The sequence below is a fragment of the Thalassospira profundimaris genome (assembly GCF_003326675.1).
Classification (GTDB): domain Bacteria; phylum Pseudomonadota; class Alphaproteobacteria; order Rhodospirillales; family Thalassospiraceae; genus Thalassospira; species Thalassospira aquimaris.
In genome coordinates, this window is the sequence record NZ_JPWF01000015.1 from 97,239 (window position 1) to 112,851 (window position 15,613).

Consider the following 15,613-nt stretch of genomic DNA (forward strand, 5'->3'; position numbering starts at 1 on the left):
TCACAGGGGTTTTGGTTCGTCAGGCAGATGCTGACGAACCTTTTGCCTGTCCATTTGCCGCGCGGTCATTGCCGAGCTTGGCTTGATTAGGGAACGGTTCGAAACCCTTGATCGCCGGATTATCAATCAGGTCCTGAACGGCCGCTTTAAGCTCTGCTGCGACAATGTTTGTTGCCGGTGTCATGGATTCCGGGGGCAGGGAATACAGGAAATTGCTGCGTCTTAGATGCGCGTCAGAAAAGGCAAGGCATCGCCACTGTCGACCGCCGTCTGCTTCCTGCATGATGGCACCACGCGGTTTGATGGTTGCGGCAATATCCTGATGCACGCAGTTCATCAACAGGGCGAGCGAGTCAATTTCTGCCACAACATTCACACCCAACCCGTATTTGGAAAATTCGGTTTCAATACGGCGGCGCAGGCCGTGGCTGCTTGTGGGGACGATCAAAGGCAATGCTGCGGCCTCGGCCACGGTGACAGTTGTCTGATCGGGAGGCAGCAACTTGCTGTCTTCCGACAGGAACAGAAACAGTTCTTCGACCATCAGCGGTTCAATGATCAGCTCATCATCATGTTCGTCATTGAAAAGAACGGCCAGATCAAGCTGATTCTGGTGAATTAGCTGGGCGATATGGCCGCTCATGGCTTCGACCACATTGATCAGGATTCCCGGGTATTTTTCGCGCAAACGTTTGATCAGATCCAGACCGACGGCGGCGACTGTGGTTGCCGGGAGGCCGATGGAAACCATTCCCTGAACAGTTTCGTTTTCAGCTTTGGCAATCGAGATCGCCTGATCGAACTGCCGCAACACCAAACGGGCATGATGATAAAGCGCCTGGCCGTTCTGGTTGGGTTTTACCCCCTTTGATGAACGGATCAAAAGCGGTTTTCCGACATATTCCTCAAGCTTGGAAATCTGTTGGCTAAGGGCTGGTTGTGCAACGAACAACTGCTTGGAAGCCTTTGATAAGCTTCCAGTTTCCACGATTTTGACGAAGTATCGGAGTTGGCGAATATCCATTGAAATCCTTGACCGGGTTACTTGGCTATAAGGTAGCCTTATACAGGGTTCACTAATCGGTATTTTTCCCGGTTCCTCTCAATGGCTAAGAATTTACATGGGCGAAAGATTTGTCAATCGCGGGATGTGAATTGACGGCAAACAAGATTGTGCCCGCATTAGGGAGGAAAACCATGAATAACGATGACTTGAAGACGAAGTCGGGCTTTGGGACGGTATCGCGCCGTTCAGCTCTGAAAATGGGTGTCGGTCTTGCAGCTGTTTCTGCGATTGGCATGCCGACAATCCTGCGTGCGCAGGAAGGTCCGATCCGTATCGGGCATCTGACCCCGATGACCGGCTTCCTCGGAACACTTGGCCAATGGGCGGTCGAGGGTATCCAGATGGCAGCCGAAGAAATCAACGCGGCTGGCGGCATCAAAGGCCGCATGCTTGAAGTTAGCTCGGAAGACTCGATCAACCCGGAATCAGCCGCGACCAAGGCACAGCGCTTGCTTGAACGTGACAAAGTTGATTTCCTGATGGGTGAAATCAGCTCTGCTTCGGCGCTGGCAATTTCCGAAGTCGCGACGCGCAACAAAAAGCTGTTTATGGCATTGGGCCCGCGGTCGGATGTTCTGCGTGGTGATCGTTGCAGCCCCTATATGTTCTGCACCGATATTCCCAATACCGTGATGGTCAATGCGGTTGGCAGTGCACTTAAACGTGATGGCATGGTGGATGGCAAAAAGTTCTTCACCATCACTTCGGATTACGTTTTTGGTCATGACCTTCTGGCGGCGGCAAAGAACTTCCTGAGTGCCAATGGCGGTGAACTGATCGGTGATGAACTGGTTGCAACCGATGTCACCGATTTCAGTGCCTTCATCCTGAAAATCCGTCAGGCGCGCCCGGATGTTGTTTGTTTGAACCTTGCCGGTAACCAGGTGACCAACTTCGTTAAACAATATGCCGAATTTGGTCTGCCGTTCCCGACCGTTGGCTTTAACCTGAATACTGCCGATGCTTGGGCCGCCGGTGTTGGCAACCTTGCTGGAACCTGGCCGACCGTGTGGTATGACACCCTTCAAACCCCGGGTTCGCAGGCATTCGTAAAGGCCTTCCAGACCAAGTATGGCAAGACCCCGGAAAACCATGCCTGGATCGAATATATCGCGCTTAAGATCGCAGCGCAGGCCATGACCGAAACCGGTGGTGCCAATACTGCCGACATGGTCAGCTATTTTGAATCGGGTGCGAAATTCGACATCCTGAAAGATCGTCCGGCTTATTTCCGCGCCGCAGACCATCAGCTTATTCAGGAGGCCTATCCGTTTGCGGTCAAGCCGTCGGGTTCCTATAGCGACGTCCATGACATGATGCAGCTTGGTGCAGCCGTGCCGGGCCCGAATGAACCGCTTGAGGCGATCTATCCGTCGACCGATATGGCGACGTGTAAGGCCTGATGACGTCTGGTCGATCCGACAACATGTCGGGTCGGCCAACTTTCGCATTGCTCCTGCTGTGTGCGCGCAGCCCATAACCCTGGAAAACCGATGGAATACGTTTTCTTACTTGAACAGGTCGTAAACGGCCTGGTTCAGGGCGGTTACTACTTGCTTATTGCGTTGGGTCTCTCGCTGATTTTTAGTGTCGGCGGGATCGTCAACCTGTCGCACGGCGCGTTCTATGCGCTTGGTGCCTATTTCTCGGTAACACTGGTCAACATGTTCGGATTTGGACCGGCTGTTATCATGTCACCGATCCTTGTGGCGTTTCTCGGGATTGCATTTGAACGTTTTATCCTGCGCCGTTTTTACCGCGAAGACCCGATCCTGAGCCTTTTGGTTACCTTTGGCCTTGCAATGGTTGCCGAACAGGCGATCCGCATGATCTGGGGGGCGGCACCGTTGTCGGCGGTATTGCCGCAATGGGTCAAGGGTTCGGTGATTGTCGGTGACTTCCTGTTCTCGAAATATCGTTTGCTGATGTTGCTGGTTGTTACCCTGATCCTGACCGGGCTTTGGTTCCTGATGCATCGCACATCGTTTGGACGTGTGGTGCGCGCCGGGATTGAACAGCCAGATATGGTCGCTGCACTCGGTATCCGATTGCAGCCCTACATGACCGCAGTGGTGATGCTGGGTGTTGGCTTGGCAGCGCTCGGTGGTGCCCTGTTTGCACCAATCACCATGGTGCATCCGGCTATGGGCGCGGAAATCATCACGATTGCCTTTGTTGTGGTTGTAATTGGCGGTCTTGGCAGCTTTTGGGGCGTGATTGTAGCGGCCCTGCTGGTTGGTGTTTTGCGCGGTGTGACCGTGCATTTCCTGCCCGCCGCATCCGAGGCTTCGATGTATGTGCTGATGCTGCTTGTCTTGCTGTTGCGCCCGCGTGGCCTGCTTGGCGAGGCCATCCAGAAGTTTGAGCGGTAATGATAAAATGATCCTGAAATCACGTACATTAATTGTCGGATTGGCAGCCCTTGTTATTCTGCCGGTCGTGCTGCCGATGATCGGACTGACGCTGAGTGCCGCAACCATGGTTGTGATATTCGCGATTGCCGCACTCGGCCTGAATATGATGATGGGCTATACCGGGCTGGTGTCCTTTGGTCATGCCGCATGGTTTGGCATTGGTGCCTATGCCGCCGCGTTATCGCAGCGTCACTGGTTCGACGGGCAGATCATTCTTCCCCTGATCTTTGGCATGTTGTTTGTCGGTGTGATGGCAACCGTCCTTGGCGCACTAATGCTGCGTCGTCGTGGTGTCTATTTTGCCCTGATGACCTTGGCCTTGTCGGCTTTAACATTCTCGATTGCGTTTCGCTGGACCGAAGTGACCGGTGGCGAAGATGGTCTTGGCGGTATTGAACGCGGGGCCATTGGCCCGTTCGATCTGGCAGATAACCTGAACTATTATGTGTTTGTTGCGGTTATCGGATTTTCCGCCCTTTATTTCCTGCTGCGTGTTGTCCAATCGCCATTTGGCCATGTTCTGGTGGCGATCCGCGAAAACCAGCAGCGGGCATCTTTCCAGGGATATGATGTCCAGAAATACAAACTTGCGGTGTTTGTGCTGTCTTCGATGGTCACGGCACTTGCCGGCGGATTGTCCGGGTTCCAGCATTACATTGTGACGGCTGAGTCTACCTCGATTGAGATGTCGGGCGAGTTGCTGGCAATGGTGGTGATTGGCGGCATGCATGCCAACATCCTTGGCCCTGCCGTCGGTGTTGTTTTCTATGTCCTGTTCCGCGAACTGTTTTCGGAATGGTCGTCTGACTGGCTGTTCTGGTTCGGCCTGACATTCGTCGCCTTTGTGATGTATCTGCCCGGCGGTCTGGTCGGGCTTGGTGAAAAGCTCCTGCGTATCTGGAAGCCACTGCCCGAAGAAACAGCGGCAATGAGCCGACGCAAGATTTACGAAGGTTTGTCTTTGCCGGAATATCTGCGCCCGAAACCGGCCAGTGACACGGTTCTTGATGTTGATGGAATCTCGAAGAATTTTGGCGGGATCAAAGCGGTCCAGAATGTCAGCCTGAAGGTCCGTCCGCGCGAGATTCACGCATTGATCGGCCCGAACGGGGCAGGCAAAACCACCCTGTTCAATCTTGTGTCCGGGCAGCATGCGCAAACCGAAGGCAAGGTCACCTTGCTGGGACAAGAAATTCAGGGCAAGGATCCGGCTGCAATCTGCCATTCCGGCCTGGCGCGATCCTTCCAGATTACCAACCTGTTCGAAGGTTTGACGATTGAAGAAAACCTGCGCCTTTCGGCACAGGCCAAGCACGGTGCGCGGTTCAATTTCTGGCGCAACATCGATGAATTTGATGACATCAACAAGGACACGGCGGAACTTTTGAAGTTCCTTGGCCTTGAAGGTATCGAGGACATCCGTGCCGGTGATTTGTCCTATGGCGGGCAACGTCTTGTTGATCTTGGGATTGCGCTGGCAAGTCGTCCGCAAATTCTGTTGCTTGACGAGCCGCTTGCGGGGCTTTCGGCTGCCGAACGTGAACGTGTGGGTCGTCTGATCCAGACGATGGCCGAAAACATTCCGATCCTGATTGTTGAACATGACATCGACCGTATTCTTGGCTTTGCCAATGAAGTTACGGTGATGAATGACGGCCAGCATCTTGTGACAGCACAGCCAGCCGAAATTCGTGCCAATGAACATGTTCAGGAAATCTATACCGGATCGGGTGCGGCAGCGATTGCAGCGATGAAATCAACCTTCCCGGCAAAACCGGGTACGGTTTTGAAGGTTGAAAACCTCAATACGTTCTATGGCAAAAGTCACATTCTTAATGATGCCTGCCTTGAAATCGGACACAGCGAAATCGTTGCTTTGCTGGGCCGAAACGGTGCGGGCAAGTCAACCTTCCTGAAAACCATTTGCGGCCTTGTTCAGGCAAAGTCCGGCTCGATTGATTTCGAGGGGCAGGAACTGGTCGGGGTGGAAGCCCACATGGTTGCCCGCATGGGCGTCGGATATGTGCCGCAAGGGCGGGGGCTTTTTGCAGGCATGACCGTCGAGGAGAACCTTGCGCTTGGCCGATTGGCCCGTGACACCGATGGCAGCAACGGGACGGTTTGGACGCTTGAAAAAATCTACGAGATTTTTCCGCGTCTGAAGGAACGTCGTACCAGCCACGCAGATTATCTATCGGGTGGTGAACAACAGATGCTGGCGATTGCGCGCGCGCTTTCAGGCAATGTCCGTTTGCTCCTGCTTGATGAACCGTTCGAAGGATTGGCACCGGCTGTCGTCGAGGAGCTTTTCCTCGTGCTCGACAAGCTGCGCGAGCATCTCCCGATACTGATTGTTGAACATAACCTTGATCTTGTTCTTGCATTGGCTGACCGGGTGTTTGCGCTCGAAAACGGCTCGGTCTTCCACGAATGCAAAGCGGAAAAACTTTTGAATGACCTTGAATACCGAAAAGAAGTTCTGTGGTTGTAGAGATGAGGAAGGATAAGAAATTGAGCACAGTAAGCGTAAAGAATGCTGAGGCCAGCTCATCAGAAACGTGCCACTTGTTGATCAATGGCGAATGGGTTGAAGGTGCGGCAGAGTCCGTCACTGTTCTGGACAAATATTCCCAAAACCCGATTGCGGTTGCCAATTCGGCGTCGGATGCGCAGATTGCCGAGGCGATTGATGCTGCTTATGCGGCTTTCAAACGCGGTGCCCCGGATAATTACGAGCGTGGTGCAATCCTTGATCGGGCGGCTATCCTGATTGAGGAAAACCGTGACGATCTTGCCAGAACCATTCAGGCCGAAGCCGGGTTTACCCGTTCTGATGCCAATGGCGAGGTGTCGCGTTGTTTGCAAACCTTGCGGTTGTCAGCCGAGGAGGCCCGTCGTCTGAGCGGGGATGTCGTGCCGATCCAGGGCGCGCCGGGTCAGGCGCATCGACTTGCCTTTACCATGCGCGTGCCGTTGGGCGTGGTTCTGGCTGTGACGCCCTTCAACTCGCCGCTTAATACCGTCATGCACAAAGTTGCACCGGCATTGGCCGCGGGCAATGCAGTGATCGTCAAACCATCCAGTAATACGCCAATCACCGCATGCAAAATGGCAAAAATCCTGATGCAGGCGGGGGTTCCGCAGGGGTTCCTGTCGGTTCTGCATGGTGGTGCGCGGGTTGTGTCCAAGGCATTGGAAGATCAGCGTATTCGGTTTATTGCCTTTACTGGCAGTACGGAAGTCGGCCGCGCCATTCAGTCAAAGGCAGATTTGCGGCGCACCCAGATGGAATTGGGATCGATTGCCTTTACCATCATCAATGATGATGCCGATCTTGATGTCGCCCTGCCCAAAGTCGTGTCCGCAGGTTTCCGCAAAGCCGGTCAGGTTTGCACATCTGTGCAGATGTTGATGGTTCAGCGATCTGTGTATGACGAGGTCGTGGCGCGGATGACCGATCTGGTCAAGGTTGTTCCATACGGGGACCCGGGTGATGACAATACAGTTACCGGCCCGCTGATTACGGTAGATGCGGCGATCCGTGTTGAAGAATGGATCAAGGAAGCCGTTGCAAAGGGTGCCCGTCAGCTTGTCGGGGGCGTGCGCGAAGGGGCAGTGGTTCCGCCGACCCTGCTTGTTGATGTGTCGCGCGATATGCGCGTGGGGTGTCAGGAAGTGTTTGGGCCGGTTGTATCGATCATTCCGTTTGATGATCTGGATGAAGCAATCGCGCGTGTGAATTCAACGCCATATGGCTTGGCCAGCGGCATTTTCACTAATCGGATGTCGGATGCTTTTGATGCGGTGCGTCGTCTGGATGTTGGTGGTGTCCATGTCAACGAAACGTCCAGTTCGCGCGTCGATCTGATGCCGTATGGCGGCACGAAGGAAAGCGGGTTTGGCCGTGAAGGGCCGCATTATGCCATCCATGAACTGACTGAGGAACGGGTTGTCTCGATCACCGCCTGATCGTGCCGGATCACCCAAGAAATCAAACGTAAACGGAAGAAGATCATGTCAAAGAAAACAGCAATTGTATTTGGCGGTTCCCGCGGTATCGGTGCCGCAATCGTCGCGGCTTTGGCCAACGACGGATACAACGTCGCGCTGACCTATGTCAGCAATCAGCCCAACCCGATGCCACAGGTCGCAGATGCGACCATCAAGGCCTATCAGGTTGATATCCGCGATCCCAAGTCGGTCTCGGATGTGTTTGAAAAAGTTTCAGCAGATTTTGGCGGGGCACCGGATTGCGTTGTGGCCAATGCGGGTATCAACGTGCCTCCGGGACCGCTGGGGCAGTTCAGCGATGAAAAGTTCCGCGATCTTGTCGAAGTCAATATTGTTGGTGCTTACAATATCCTTAAAGCGGCATCGGCCAATATCGCAGATTGCGGAACGATCATTGGTTTGACGACGTCGCTGGTTCGTTTTGCTGCACCGGGCCTTGGTCCGTACAGTGCCACCAAGGCCGCTGTCGAATGTTTGTTGCGCTCGATGCAAAAGGAACTGGCAGGTCGTGGTGTGCGGGTCAATGGTGTGGCACCTGGACCAGTGGATACTGATTTGTTCCGTTCAGGCAAAGACGAAGCCGCTGTTCAGCGCTCTGCTGCGATGAGCCCGTTCAACCGTGTAGGTCAGCCAGAGGAAATCGGCGCTGTTGTGGCCTTCTTGGCGTCTGAAAAATCATCCTGGATTGCAGGTCAGATTGTTCAGCCGAATGGCGGTCTTGTCTGATCCGGTTCGCAAATATCCGGACTGAATTTCATCTTGTAACGGGCGGTCAGAAGCATTTTCTGGCCGCCCGTTCTTTTTGGAAATTACGGGCAAATATCAGGAAAACTTATTGCCAAGTTGCCGTTTGGTGTTTGCGTGTTTAGTCGCAAGGAAGATCTAGAAATATACTGCTTTGGATTGGTTGGTTTCACGGTAATAGGCTGAAAATAAACAATTAACATTTTATGTATTCAATATTTATCACATTCTGAAGTTGAAGGGGTGTTGGGATGGTAAACGTATTGGCGTGTCCTTTTGGAGGGGGCGGGATTCTCTTCATATTGGTGAATATGGAGGGAATCTGGGAGTTTGACCGATCCCGATCCCCGAAAAATCCAGGGAAATCAAAGTTTTTGCTACCGCGGTATTTTAAAAATCACAATTAAAACAATGATTTATATATTGTTATAAGTTTGATGTATGGCTGTATTCATATTTCATGTTTCCTTTCTGTGCATTCCGTCATGTAGCGTCCATTCATCGAAAAATAAGGATGCAAAACGCATCCAGAATTGCGCAGGGAAAATGACGTTGTCCGAGAATAGTCCACGCCATATTTATTGTGTTACCAAGAATGGAACGAACCCGGCTTATGAAGGTGCCCGCGTTGGCGTTCGACGGGTTGCCGAAGATGCAGGTTTCGTTGTCACCAGCGTCTTTCCGCAAAAACCGGATGATCCCGTCGAACAGGCCGAACTGGTTGAACAGGCAATCTTGCAAAAACCTGATGTGGTTCTTCTGGCCCCGGCGCATCCGGGCGCACTGGATCCGCAAATCACCAAGCTGCAAGAATTGAACATCCCGGTCATTTCCTTTGTCAGTCGTTCCAAGGCTCTCGCGCCGGAATGTTTCGTGACCTCGGACAACTATGCCCTGGCCTATGAAATCACCAACTACCTTCTTGATCATCTTGGCGGGAAGGGGCGTTTGATCATCATTGAAGGCAACCCGAATTCGGAAACCAGTGCTCCCCGGACTGTTGGTTTTGAAGATGCGATTGCCGCCAATCCCAATGCACAAATCGTTGCGCGCGGTATCGGCAATTACCAGCGCATCGATGCTTTTGAAGAGATGACCAAAATTCTGGCAACGAACCCGGAATTTGACGGGGTTCTTGTTGCCAATGACTTCATGGCACTTGGTGTCATTGAAGCATTGGAAAATGTCGGACACAAGGTCCCGGTTGTCAGTGTTAATGCAATGCCGGACGCCATCGAAGCGTTGAAAAACGGATCGCTGCTGGCGACGGCTGCTTTTGATGCCATGAAAATTGCCTGTGCATCGGCGCAGGCCGCTATTCGGATCGTACGGGATCAACCGGTCCCTGCCGAGATCAGTTTGCCGGTCTCTATTGTGACTGTCGATAACTGTGACGAATACGACCGATCATACGAAGAACGGGCGCTGCCAACGTGGGAATCTGCGATTGGCGCCAATAATAACGCCTGATCTCCAAAATGTTCTGAGGGAGGACAAGTCTTATGAAGCTTAAAAGCAAATTGTTTGCAGCCATTCTTGGCTTATCGGTCGTGGGTGCCGCTTCTGCGCAGGCAGAAACACGTGACTATCTGATTTCGACCGCGGGTACGGGCGGCTCATTCTATCCGGTTGGGGTCGGTATTGCGACGCTGGTAAAGCTGAAACTCGGCACCCGTCCGGAAAACCAGATCAACCTGTCGGCGATCACGTCGCAGGGATCGTTTGACAACGTGAATATCCTGTCTGAAGAGCGTGCTGATTTTGCGGTTGTTCAGTCATTGATGACGGATTTCGGTTATTTTGGTACCGGCGATTTCGAGGGAAATCCGAAGAAAAATCTGCGGGCAATCACAGCCCTGATGTTCAATACCAAACAGTTCATTGCTCTGAACGAACTGGCACCAACCGGGACGATGGACGACCTTAAGGCTTACAAGGGCAAAAAGGTTGTTCTTGGTGCACGTAACTCTGGCGGGCTTCTTTCCTTCCAGATGTTCATGCGCAAGATTGGCATCGATGATCCGGAACATTTCGTCGATCAAAGCTATATGGGCTTCCGCCAGCGCGCCGAAGCACTGATCAACGGAAACCTTGATGGCATTAACCTGACATCGGGTGTTCCGAACTCGAGCGCGACCCTTGCCATGGCATCCATGGAAGGCAAGGTCAAAATGCTGAGTTTCACGCCGGAAATGCGTGCAAAGGTCACCGATGGTACGGTTTGGGGCCCTTATACGATCCCGGCAAACACCTATCCGGGGCAGCCTGAGCCGATTGAAACCGTGGCGCAGCCGAACCTTCTGATCACCGGTGCGCATGTGCCTGATGATGTCGTCTATGAAATCACCAAGACGATGTTTGAAAACCTTCCTTTCCTGAAAAGTGTGCATGGTTCGTTGAACGACATGGACATCGAAACCGCCCTGAAAGGCATTACGGTTCCGCTGCATCCGGGCGCAGTTAAATACTATCAGGAAGTTGGCATCGACATTCCGGCCAAGCTCATTGCCCAGTAATCCAATTCCGAAGTGACTTTCAGATATGCCAAATCAAAGTGCAGGTAACTATCTGGCGAAAGAAGAGCGGCTTGAACGTCGCTCTTCTCATCGTCTTGTTGTGATGCTTTTTGCAATCGCAGCTCTGACGACGTCAGCAGTTCATATTTATTTCAACTCATTCGGTCTGATATCCGAACTGCGTTTCGCAGCAATCCATTTCGGGACGTTCGGTTTCCTGTGTGCGTTGACATATCCGTTAAGTCAAAGTCATGCAGACCAGACGCCCTGGATTGTATTCGATGTTCTGATCGGATGCGTGGCGCTGTTTTGCGGTATCTATTTCCTGTTTAACGACGTTGCCTATTGGGACCGTGGTGGCAAGATGACGAACATGGATTGGGCTGTGGCCTTTACGTCCGTCCTTGTCGCACTTGAATTGCTGCGTCGGACGATGGGGTGGTTCATTCCAATCCTGATCGTTATTGCACTGAGTTACGCGGCATTCTGGGGTGAACATATCAGTGGTATTTTCCGTTTCCCGGGTATCTCGTTTGAAGAAGTTCTGGCGCGGTCCTATTTTGTCGATCTTGGTCTGTTTGGCGATATTGCCCAGATATCAATGACCTATGTATTCATGTTCGTGATGTTTGGCGCATTTCTTGTGAAATCCGGGGCGGCCGAGTTCATTATTGATCTGTCCCGCGCGGTCGCACGCCGTGCCATTGGTGGTTCGGGAATGGTTGCCGTTTTCGGATCGGCACTGATGGGGTCGATTTCCGGTGCGGCTGTGGCCAACATTGTGACCACGGGTGTTGTGACCATCCCGCTTATGAAAAAGTCCGGTTACAAGCCGACTTTTGCAGCCGGTGTTGAAACAGCGGCCTCGACCGGTGGGGCGTTGCTTCCGCCGATCATGGGGGCGGGTGCCTTTATCATGGCAAGCTACACCCAGATTTCCTACATGACGATTGCTGCAATGGCTTTGTTGCCAGCACTGCTCTATTTCGCGTCGGTCATGTATTATGTCCGTATGGAAGCCATCCGGCTTGACCTGACCGAGTTTGAAGACGAAGAAGCCCGTTCTTTGATGCAGGTTCTGCGCGAAGGCGGTATTAGCCTTCTGCCGATTGCGTTGCTTGTTGCCCTTTTGATCTATGGTTTTAGCGCGACCTATTGTGCGGCCGCTTCGATCATTGCAACTGTGGTGTGTTCCTGGCTTAGTCCGCGTCATCGCATGGGGCTTCGCGATATTTACGAAGCCGTCATTATGGGCGCACGGAATGCAATCCCGACATCCATTCTTCTGGTGTCCATCGGTCTTTTGATCGGAGTGATGGGGACGACCGGTTTTGGGCCGACTTTCTCGTTGATGATTATCGAATGGGCAGGTGGCAGTTTGATGATCATGCTGGCCCTGATTACCATGGTGTCACTGGTTCTGGGCATGGGGCTTCCTGTGACGGCGGCCTATATCGTGCTTGCGACCATTTCTGCACCGTCACTTGCTGATCTGATCACCACCAATAATGTGGTCGATATTCTGGTCAGTGGTGATATCCCGCAAGAAGTCCTTATGCTGTTCCAGCTTGTTGACCCGGAACTGCCGGCCAAAATTGCTGCAGGGCTGAGTGCGGATCAGGCTTTTGACATGATCACGGCCCTGCCGATTGAAATGCGTGCGGCCTTGCGTCCGATGATGCTTGATCAGGAACTTCTTGTGACGTCGCTTTTGTCGGCGCACATGATCCTGTTCTGGGTTTCCCAGGACAGCAACGTGACCCCGCCGGTCTGTCTTCCGGCCTTTGTGGCTGCAGCAATTGCCAAAAGTCCGCCAATGCGCACCGGCTTTGCCGCCTTCAGGATGTGCAAGGGCCTATATATCATCCCGCTTTTGTTTGCCTATACGCCGTTACTTGGCGGGAACTGGAACGAAATGCTGGTGATCTTTGGTACTGCCCTTGTCGGCCTGCATGCACTGACCGGAGCGATGACCGGGGTGATTGAAACACGGATCGGAATTGTCGGACGATTGGTTGCGGCGCTGTTCGGGGCAGTTTTGTTGTGGCCAATGCCGATTGAATACAAGGTGCTGCCTTTGGCTCTTTATGTGTCCTATGTGGTGTTTGACTGGCTAAGGCGCCGACGCCTTGCGCAAAGCCCGTCACCGGTTGCCGTGTCATCAACAGGTGCCGAAACAACCGGCAAAGCGTAACCATATTGATTGGCGCTTTTGAAAATCGACAGACCCGGGTTCAATACCCGGGTCTTTCCATCTTGGGATGCCTAAAAGGGGACAGCCTTGAAAGATCGTGATATATCAATTGTAGTGCAGGGGACGGTTCAGACACCATCGACCCAGGGCACCTATCGCAACATTGATCTTGTTTCCGGCTGTATCTTTTTCCTGATTGCGATCCTTAGCGTTGCAGCCGAACTTGCAGCAATGCCGATGTTGCGTATGCCCGCAGTCTGGTTGCTGGGGCTGTTTCTTGTTTTACAAATTCCCTTTGTGTCCAAGCCGCAAAAGGTTGCGGGGATTATTCTTGTTTTGCTCGGCGTGGTGATTTCCTGGCGTGAAAGCCAGATTGTCTCCATCATTGCCGGTGGGCTTGAACGAACATTACCGTTTCTGTTGATCTTTGCATCGGTCGGGTGGCTTCAGACCGCAGCCCGCCAAAGTCCTAGCATCCTTGCATTGCGCGATCATGTTCTTGCACTTGGTCCCGGACGCCGGTTCGCAGCCCTGGCGGCAAGTGCGCATGTGCTGGCATCAAGTTTCAATCTTGCCGGTATGGCGCTTCTGGTGCCGCTTCTTGATGATCAGAAAAGCCCGCAATCAAAAAAGCGACTGGCGTGTTCGATCATGTGGGGCTTTACCGCTGCTACCTGCTGGTCGCCATTCTTTGTCGGCACGGCGGTGGTTCTTGATGTTCTGCCGATGGTGGTCTGGGCCGATATCCTGCCGATTGGTCTTGCCTTTGCCATTGTGATCCTGATTTTGGCCTGGGGATTTGACCGGGCCTTTGTACGTGATGGTCCATCATCTTCAGTACAGGCATCTGTCAAAACGGACCTGACGATCAAGCGTGCGGTAGTCGGGGTGGTGACCGCGGCGGCAACGCTTTTTGCAGTTGCGATTATATTGGTTGATTATGTGGGTTTGCGCTTGCCGGTTGCTGTTGCGGTTGCCGCCCCCTCGTTCTCGCTAGCCTGGATGTGCCTGACAGCGAAGCAGGCCGGTTTGGCCGAAACAGGCAAGGGGTTGATCGCCGATGCCCAAGGGGTGATTTGTCGCTATCCGCAAATGCGCAGCGAGACCTTTTTGTTTGTTTGCGCAAATGTGTTTGGTGCGGCGATGTCGATCCTGATCGCGGACCCGGATGGGTTGCCAGATATTGGAAGTTACTTGCCGCAATCAACTGCTCTGGCGGGAATTATCCTTGTTGTCGGATATCTTGTGGTCTCGGCACTGGGTATTCACCCGATTGTGTCGCTTACGGTGTTTGCAGCCCTTTCATCCCCGGAAAACTTGCCGATTGCGCCAGAGTTTCTGGCGGTCTTGATGATGGCGCTGTGGGGGATTGGAACAGCGATTTCACCCCTATCGGGTACGACCCTGTTTATGGGACATGCTGTTCATATTCCATCCTCAACCATCGCCTGGCGTTGGAACGGGCCGTATTATTTTTGTTGCAGTGTGCTTTTGGTTTTGGGCCTGATTATTGTGCTGTGACGGGCTTACCGTGCTGCAACGGCCCCAAAGCATGGTGGTGAAGAAGCGGCGAATTGACGATATCGGGTCGTCACATGTGCCGGTGCTCCACCACCAATGAAACATTTCCAATTCGATCTTGCTATTTAGGATCATAAAGCCGCGTTGGATTGTCTATCAAAAGGGCGCGTTGCTGTTCCGCGGTGGGCGCGACGCGCAGAACATGATCGACCAGTTTGCCGTCATCGGGCATGTGGCTTTTCATGTTCGGATGTGGCCAGTCGGTGCCCCAGATCACACGATCAGGAATGTCTTTGACGATGGCCTTTCCGAATGCAACAACATCGTCATAGGGCGGTCCGACAACGGTCAAACGTTCCGGGCAGGTGACCTTGACCCAGATATGATCATTTTCCCGAACCAGTTTGCGGAAGCGCTGAAAATCAGGGTGATTGACACCCTTGGTTACATCCGGGCGACCAAGATGGTCGATCACAACCGTGACCGGCATATCAATCAGAAATTGTTCAAGACCCGGCAGGTCAGCGGCTTCGAAGTAAACGACGATATGCCAGCCATAGGGTTTGATTTTGTCAACAATGGTCAGGAAATGTTCGCGCGGTGTGTCATCGACCAGGCGTTTGACAAAATTGAATCGCACGCCACGTACACCGGCCGCGTCGAGTTCATCGAGATGTTCCTGGCTGACATCCGGGCGCACTGTCGCGATGCCGCGATATCGGCCGTTTGATGCTTTAAGGGCATCAACAAGTGCGCGGTTATCAGCACCATGGCATGTCGCCTGCACGATTACAGAGCGGTCAATGCCAAGATATTTATGCAGCTCAAACAGCTTTTCCTTGCCGGCATCAACCGGGGTGTATTTGCGTTCCGGGGCGAATGGAAAATCTGCTTCGGGGCCGAATACATGGCAATGGGCATCCCAACTACCTTCGGGCAAGGTGAATTTCGGTTTGGACGGGCTAGGATGGAAGGGAAGATAATCAGGCGATGGGGGCATGGATAACCTCGTATGGATCCGCATCGGACACCTGAAAATCATCGCCGCTTTTAAACGGGAATATATCAGGTGCCGTCACGGGTAAGCCCGTTCAGACGGGACTGTTTGTTCCAAGCCTAGCCGACATGCTTGGCAAGAAATTCTGTT

General features: G+C 52.9%; 11 protein-coding genes. 9 read left to right on the plus strand and 2 right to left on the minus strand.

Features of this window, described 5'->3' with window-relative positions; genetic code table 11:
- Positions 1-19 precede the first annotated feature (19 nt).
- Positions 20-1,024 carry a LysR substrate-binding domain-containing protein gene (locus TH19_RS18650; protein WP_114103863.1) on the minus strand — a complete coding sequence of 335 codons (1,005 nt, stop codon included), beginning with the start codon at positions 1,022-1,024 and terminating at the stop codon, positions 20-22.
- 173 nt (positions 1,025-1,197) lie between these two features.
- Between TH19_RS18650 and TH19_RS18655 the strand changes: the two genes are divergently transcribed.
- The 9 genes from TH19_RS18655 (at position 1,198) to TH19_RS18695 (ending at position 14,466) form a co-directional block, all read left to right on the plus strand.
- Positions 1,198-2,469 (plus strand): ABC transporter substrate-binding protein, encoded by a 1,272-nt coding sequence (locus tag TH19_RS18655; protein WP_181846480.1) that lies wholly within the window; start codon positions 1,198-1,200, stop codon positions 2,467-2,469.
- Between the two features lie 90 nt (positions 2,470-2,559).
- Complete coding sequence (locus TH19_RS18660; RefSeq protein WP_114103886.1) at positions 2,560-3,438, plus strand: branched-chain amino acid ABC transporter permease; 879 nt, start codon at positions 2,560-2,562, stop codon at positions 3,436-3,438.
- Positions 3,428-5,971, plus strand: a complete 2,544-nt coding sequence (locus TH19_RS18665; protein ID WP_258548040.1) for a branched-chain amino acid ABC transporter ATP-binding protein/permease — start codon at positions 3,428-3,430, stop codon at positions 5,969-5,971. The genes TH19_RS18660 and TH19_RS18665 overlap by 11 nt, the downstream gene beginning before the upstream one ends.
- Before the next feature lie 20 nt (positions 5,972-5,991).
- Positions 5,992-7,449: an aldehyde dehydrogenase family protein gene (locus tag TH19_RS18670; RefSeq protein WP_220151772.1), complete on the plus strand. Its 1,458-nt coding sequence runs from the start codon at positions 5,992-5,994 to the stop codon at positions 7,447-7,449.
- A gap of 45 nt (positions 7,450-7,494) precedes the next feature.
- The gene (locus TH19_RS18675; protein ID WP_114103866.1) at positions 7,495-8,217 is read left to right on the plus strand and encodes an SDR family oxidoreductase; all 723 of its coding nucleotides are present in this window, start codon (positions 7,495-7,497) and stop codon (positions 8,215-8,217) included.
- 570 nt (positions 8,218-8,787) lie between these two features.
- Positions 8,788-9,705 carry a sugar ABC transporter substrate-binding protein gene (locus TH19_RS18680; RefSeq protein ID WP_181846481.1) on the plus strand — a complete coding sequence of 306 codons (918 nt, stop codon included), beginning with the start codon at positions 8,788-8,790 and terminating at the stop codon, positions 9,703-9,705.
- Positions 9,706-9,737: 32 nt separating this feature from the next.
- Positions 9,738-10,751, plus strand: a complete 1,014-nt coding sequence (locus TH19_RS18685) for a TAXI family TRAP transporter solute-binding subunit (RefSeq protein WP_114103868.1) — start codon at positions 9,738-9,740, stop codon at positions 10,749-10,751.
- A 25-nt stretch (positions 10,752-10,776) separates the two neighbouring features.
- Positions 10,777-12,945 carry a TRAP transporter permease gene (locus TH19_RS18690; RefSeq protein ID WP_114103869.1) on the plus strand — a complete coding sequence of 723 codons (2,169 nt, stop codon included), beginning with the start codon at positions 10,777-10,779 and terminating at the stop codon, positions 12,943-12,945.
- An 87-nt stretch (positions 12,946-13,032) separates the two neighbouring features.
- Positions 13,033-14,466: a hypothetical protein gene (locus TH19_RS18695; RefSeq protein ID WP_147250795.1), complete on the plus strand. Its 1,434-nt coding sequence runs from the start codon at positions 13,033-13,035 to the stop codon at positions 14,464-14,466.
- A 121-nt stretch (positions 14,467-14,587) separates the two neighbouring features.
- Here the strand turns inward: TH19_RS18695 and TH19_RS18700 are convergent, their stop codons facing one another.
- Positions 14,588-15,466 carry an amidohydrolase family protein gene (locus tag TH19_RS18700; protein WP_114103871.1) on the minus strand — a complete coding sequence of 293 codons (879 nt, stop codon included), beginning with the start codon at positions 15,464-15,466 and terminating at the stop codon, positions 14,588-14,590.
- Positions 15,467-15,613 lie beyond the last annotated feature (147 nt).

Bases quoted from the DNA above. Each gene is read 5' to 3' on its own strand.
- TH19_RS18660 (WP_114103886.1), top strand. From the start codon at position 2,560: ATGGAATACGTTTTCTTACTTGAACAGGTCGTAAACGGCCTGGTTCAG.
- TH19_RS18690 (WP_114103869.1), top strand. From the start codon at position 10,777: ATGCCAAATCAAAGTGCAGGTAACTATCTGGCGAAAGAAGAGCGGCTT.
- TH19_RS18685 (WP_114103868.1), top strand. From the start codon at position 9,738: ATGAAGCTTAAAAGCAAATTGTTTGCAGCCATTCTTGGCTTATCGGTC.
- TH19_RS18650 (WP_114103863.1), bottom strand. From the start codon at position 1,024: ATGGATATTCGCCAACTCCGATACTTCGTCAAAATCGTGGAAACTGGA.
- TH19_RS18700 (WP_114103871.1), bottom strand. From the start codon at position 15,466: ATGCCCCCATCGCCTGATTATCTTCCCTTCCATCCTAGCCCGTCCAAA.
- TH19_RS18655 (WP_181846480.1), top strand. From the start codon at position 1,198: ATGAATAACGATGACTTGAAGACGAAGTCGGGCTTTGGGACGGTATCG.
- TH19_RS18675 (WP_114103866.1), top strand. From the start codon at position 7,495: ATGTCAAAGAAAACAGCAATTGTATTTGGCGGTTCCCGCGGTATCGGT.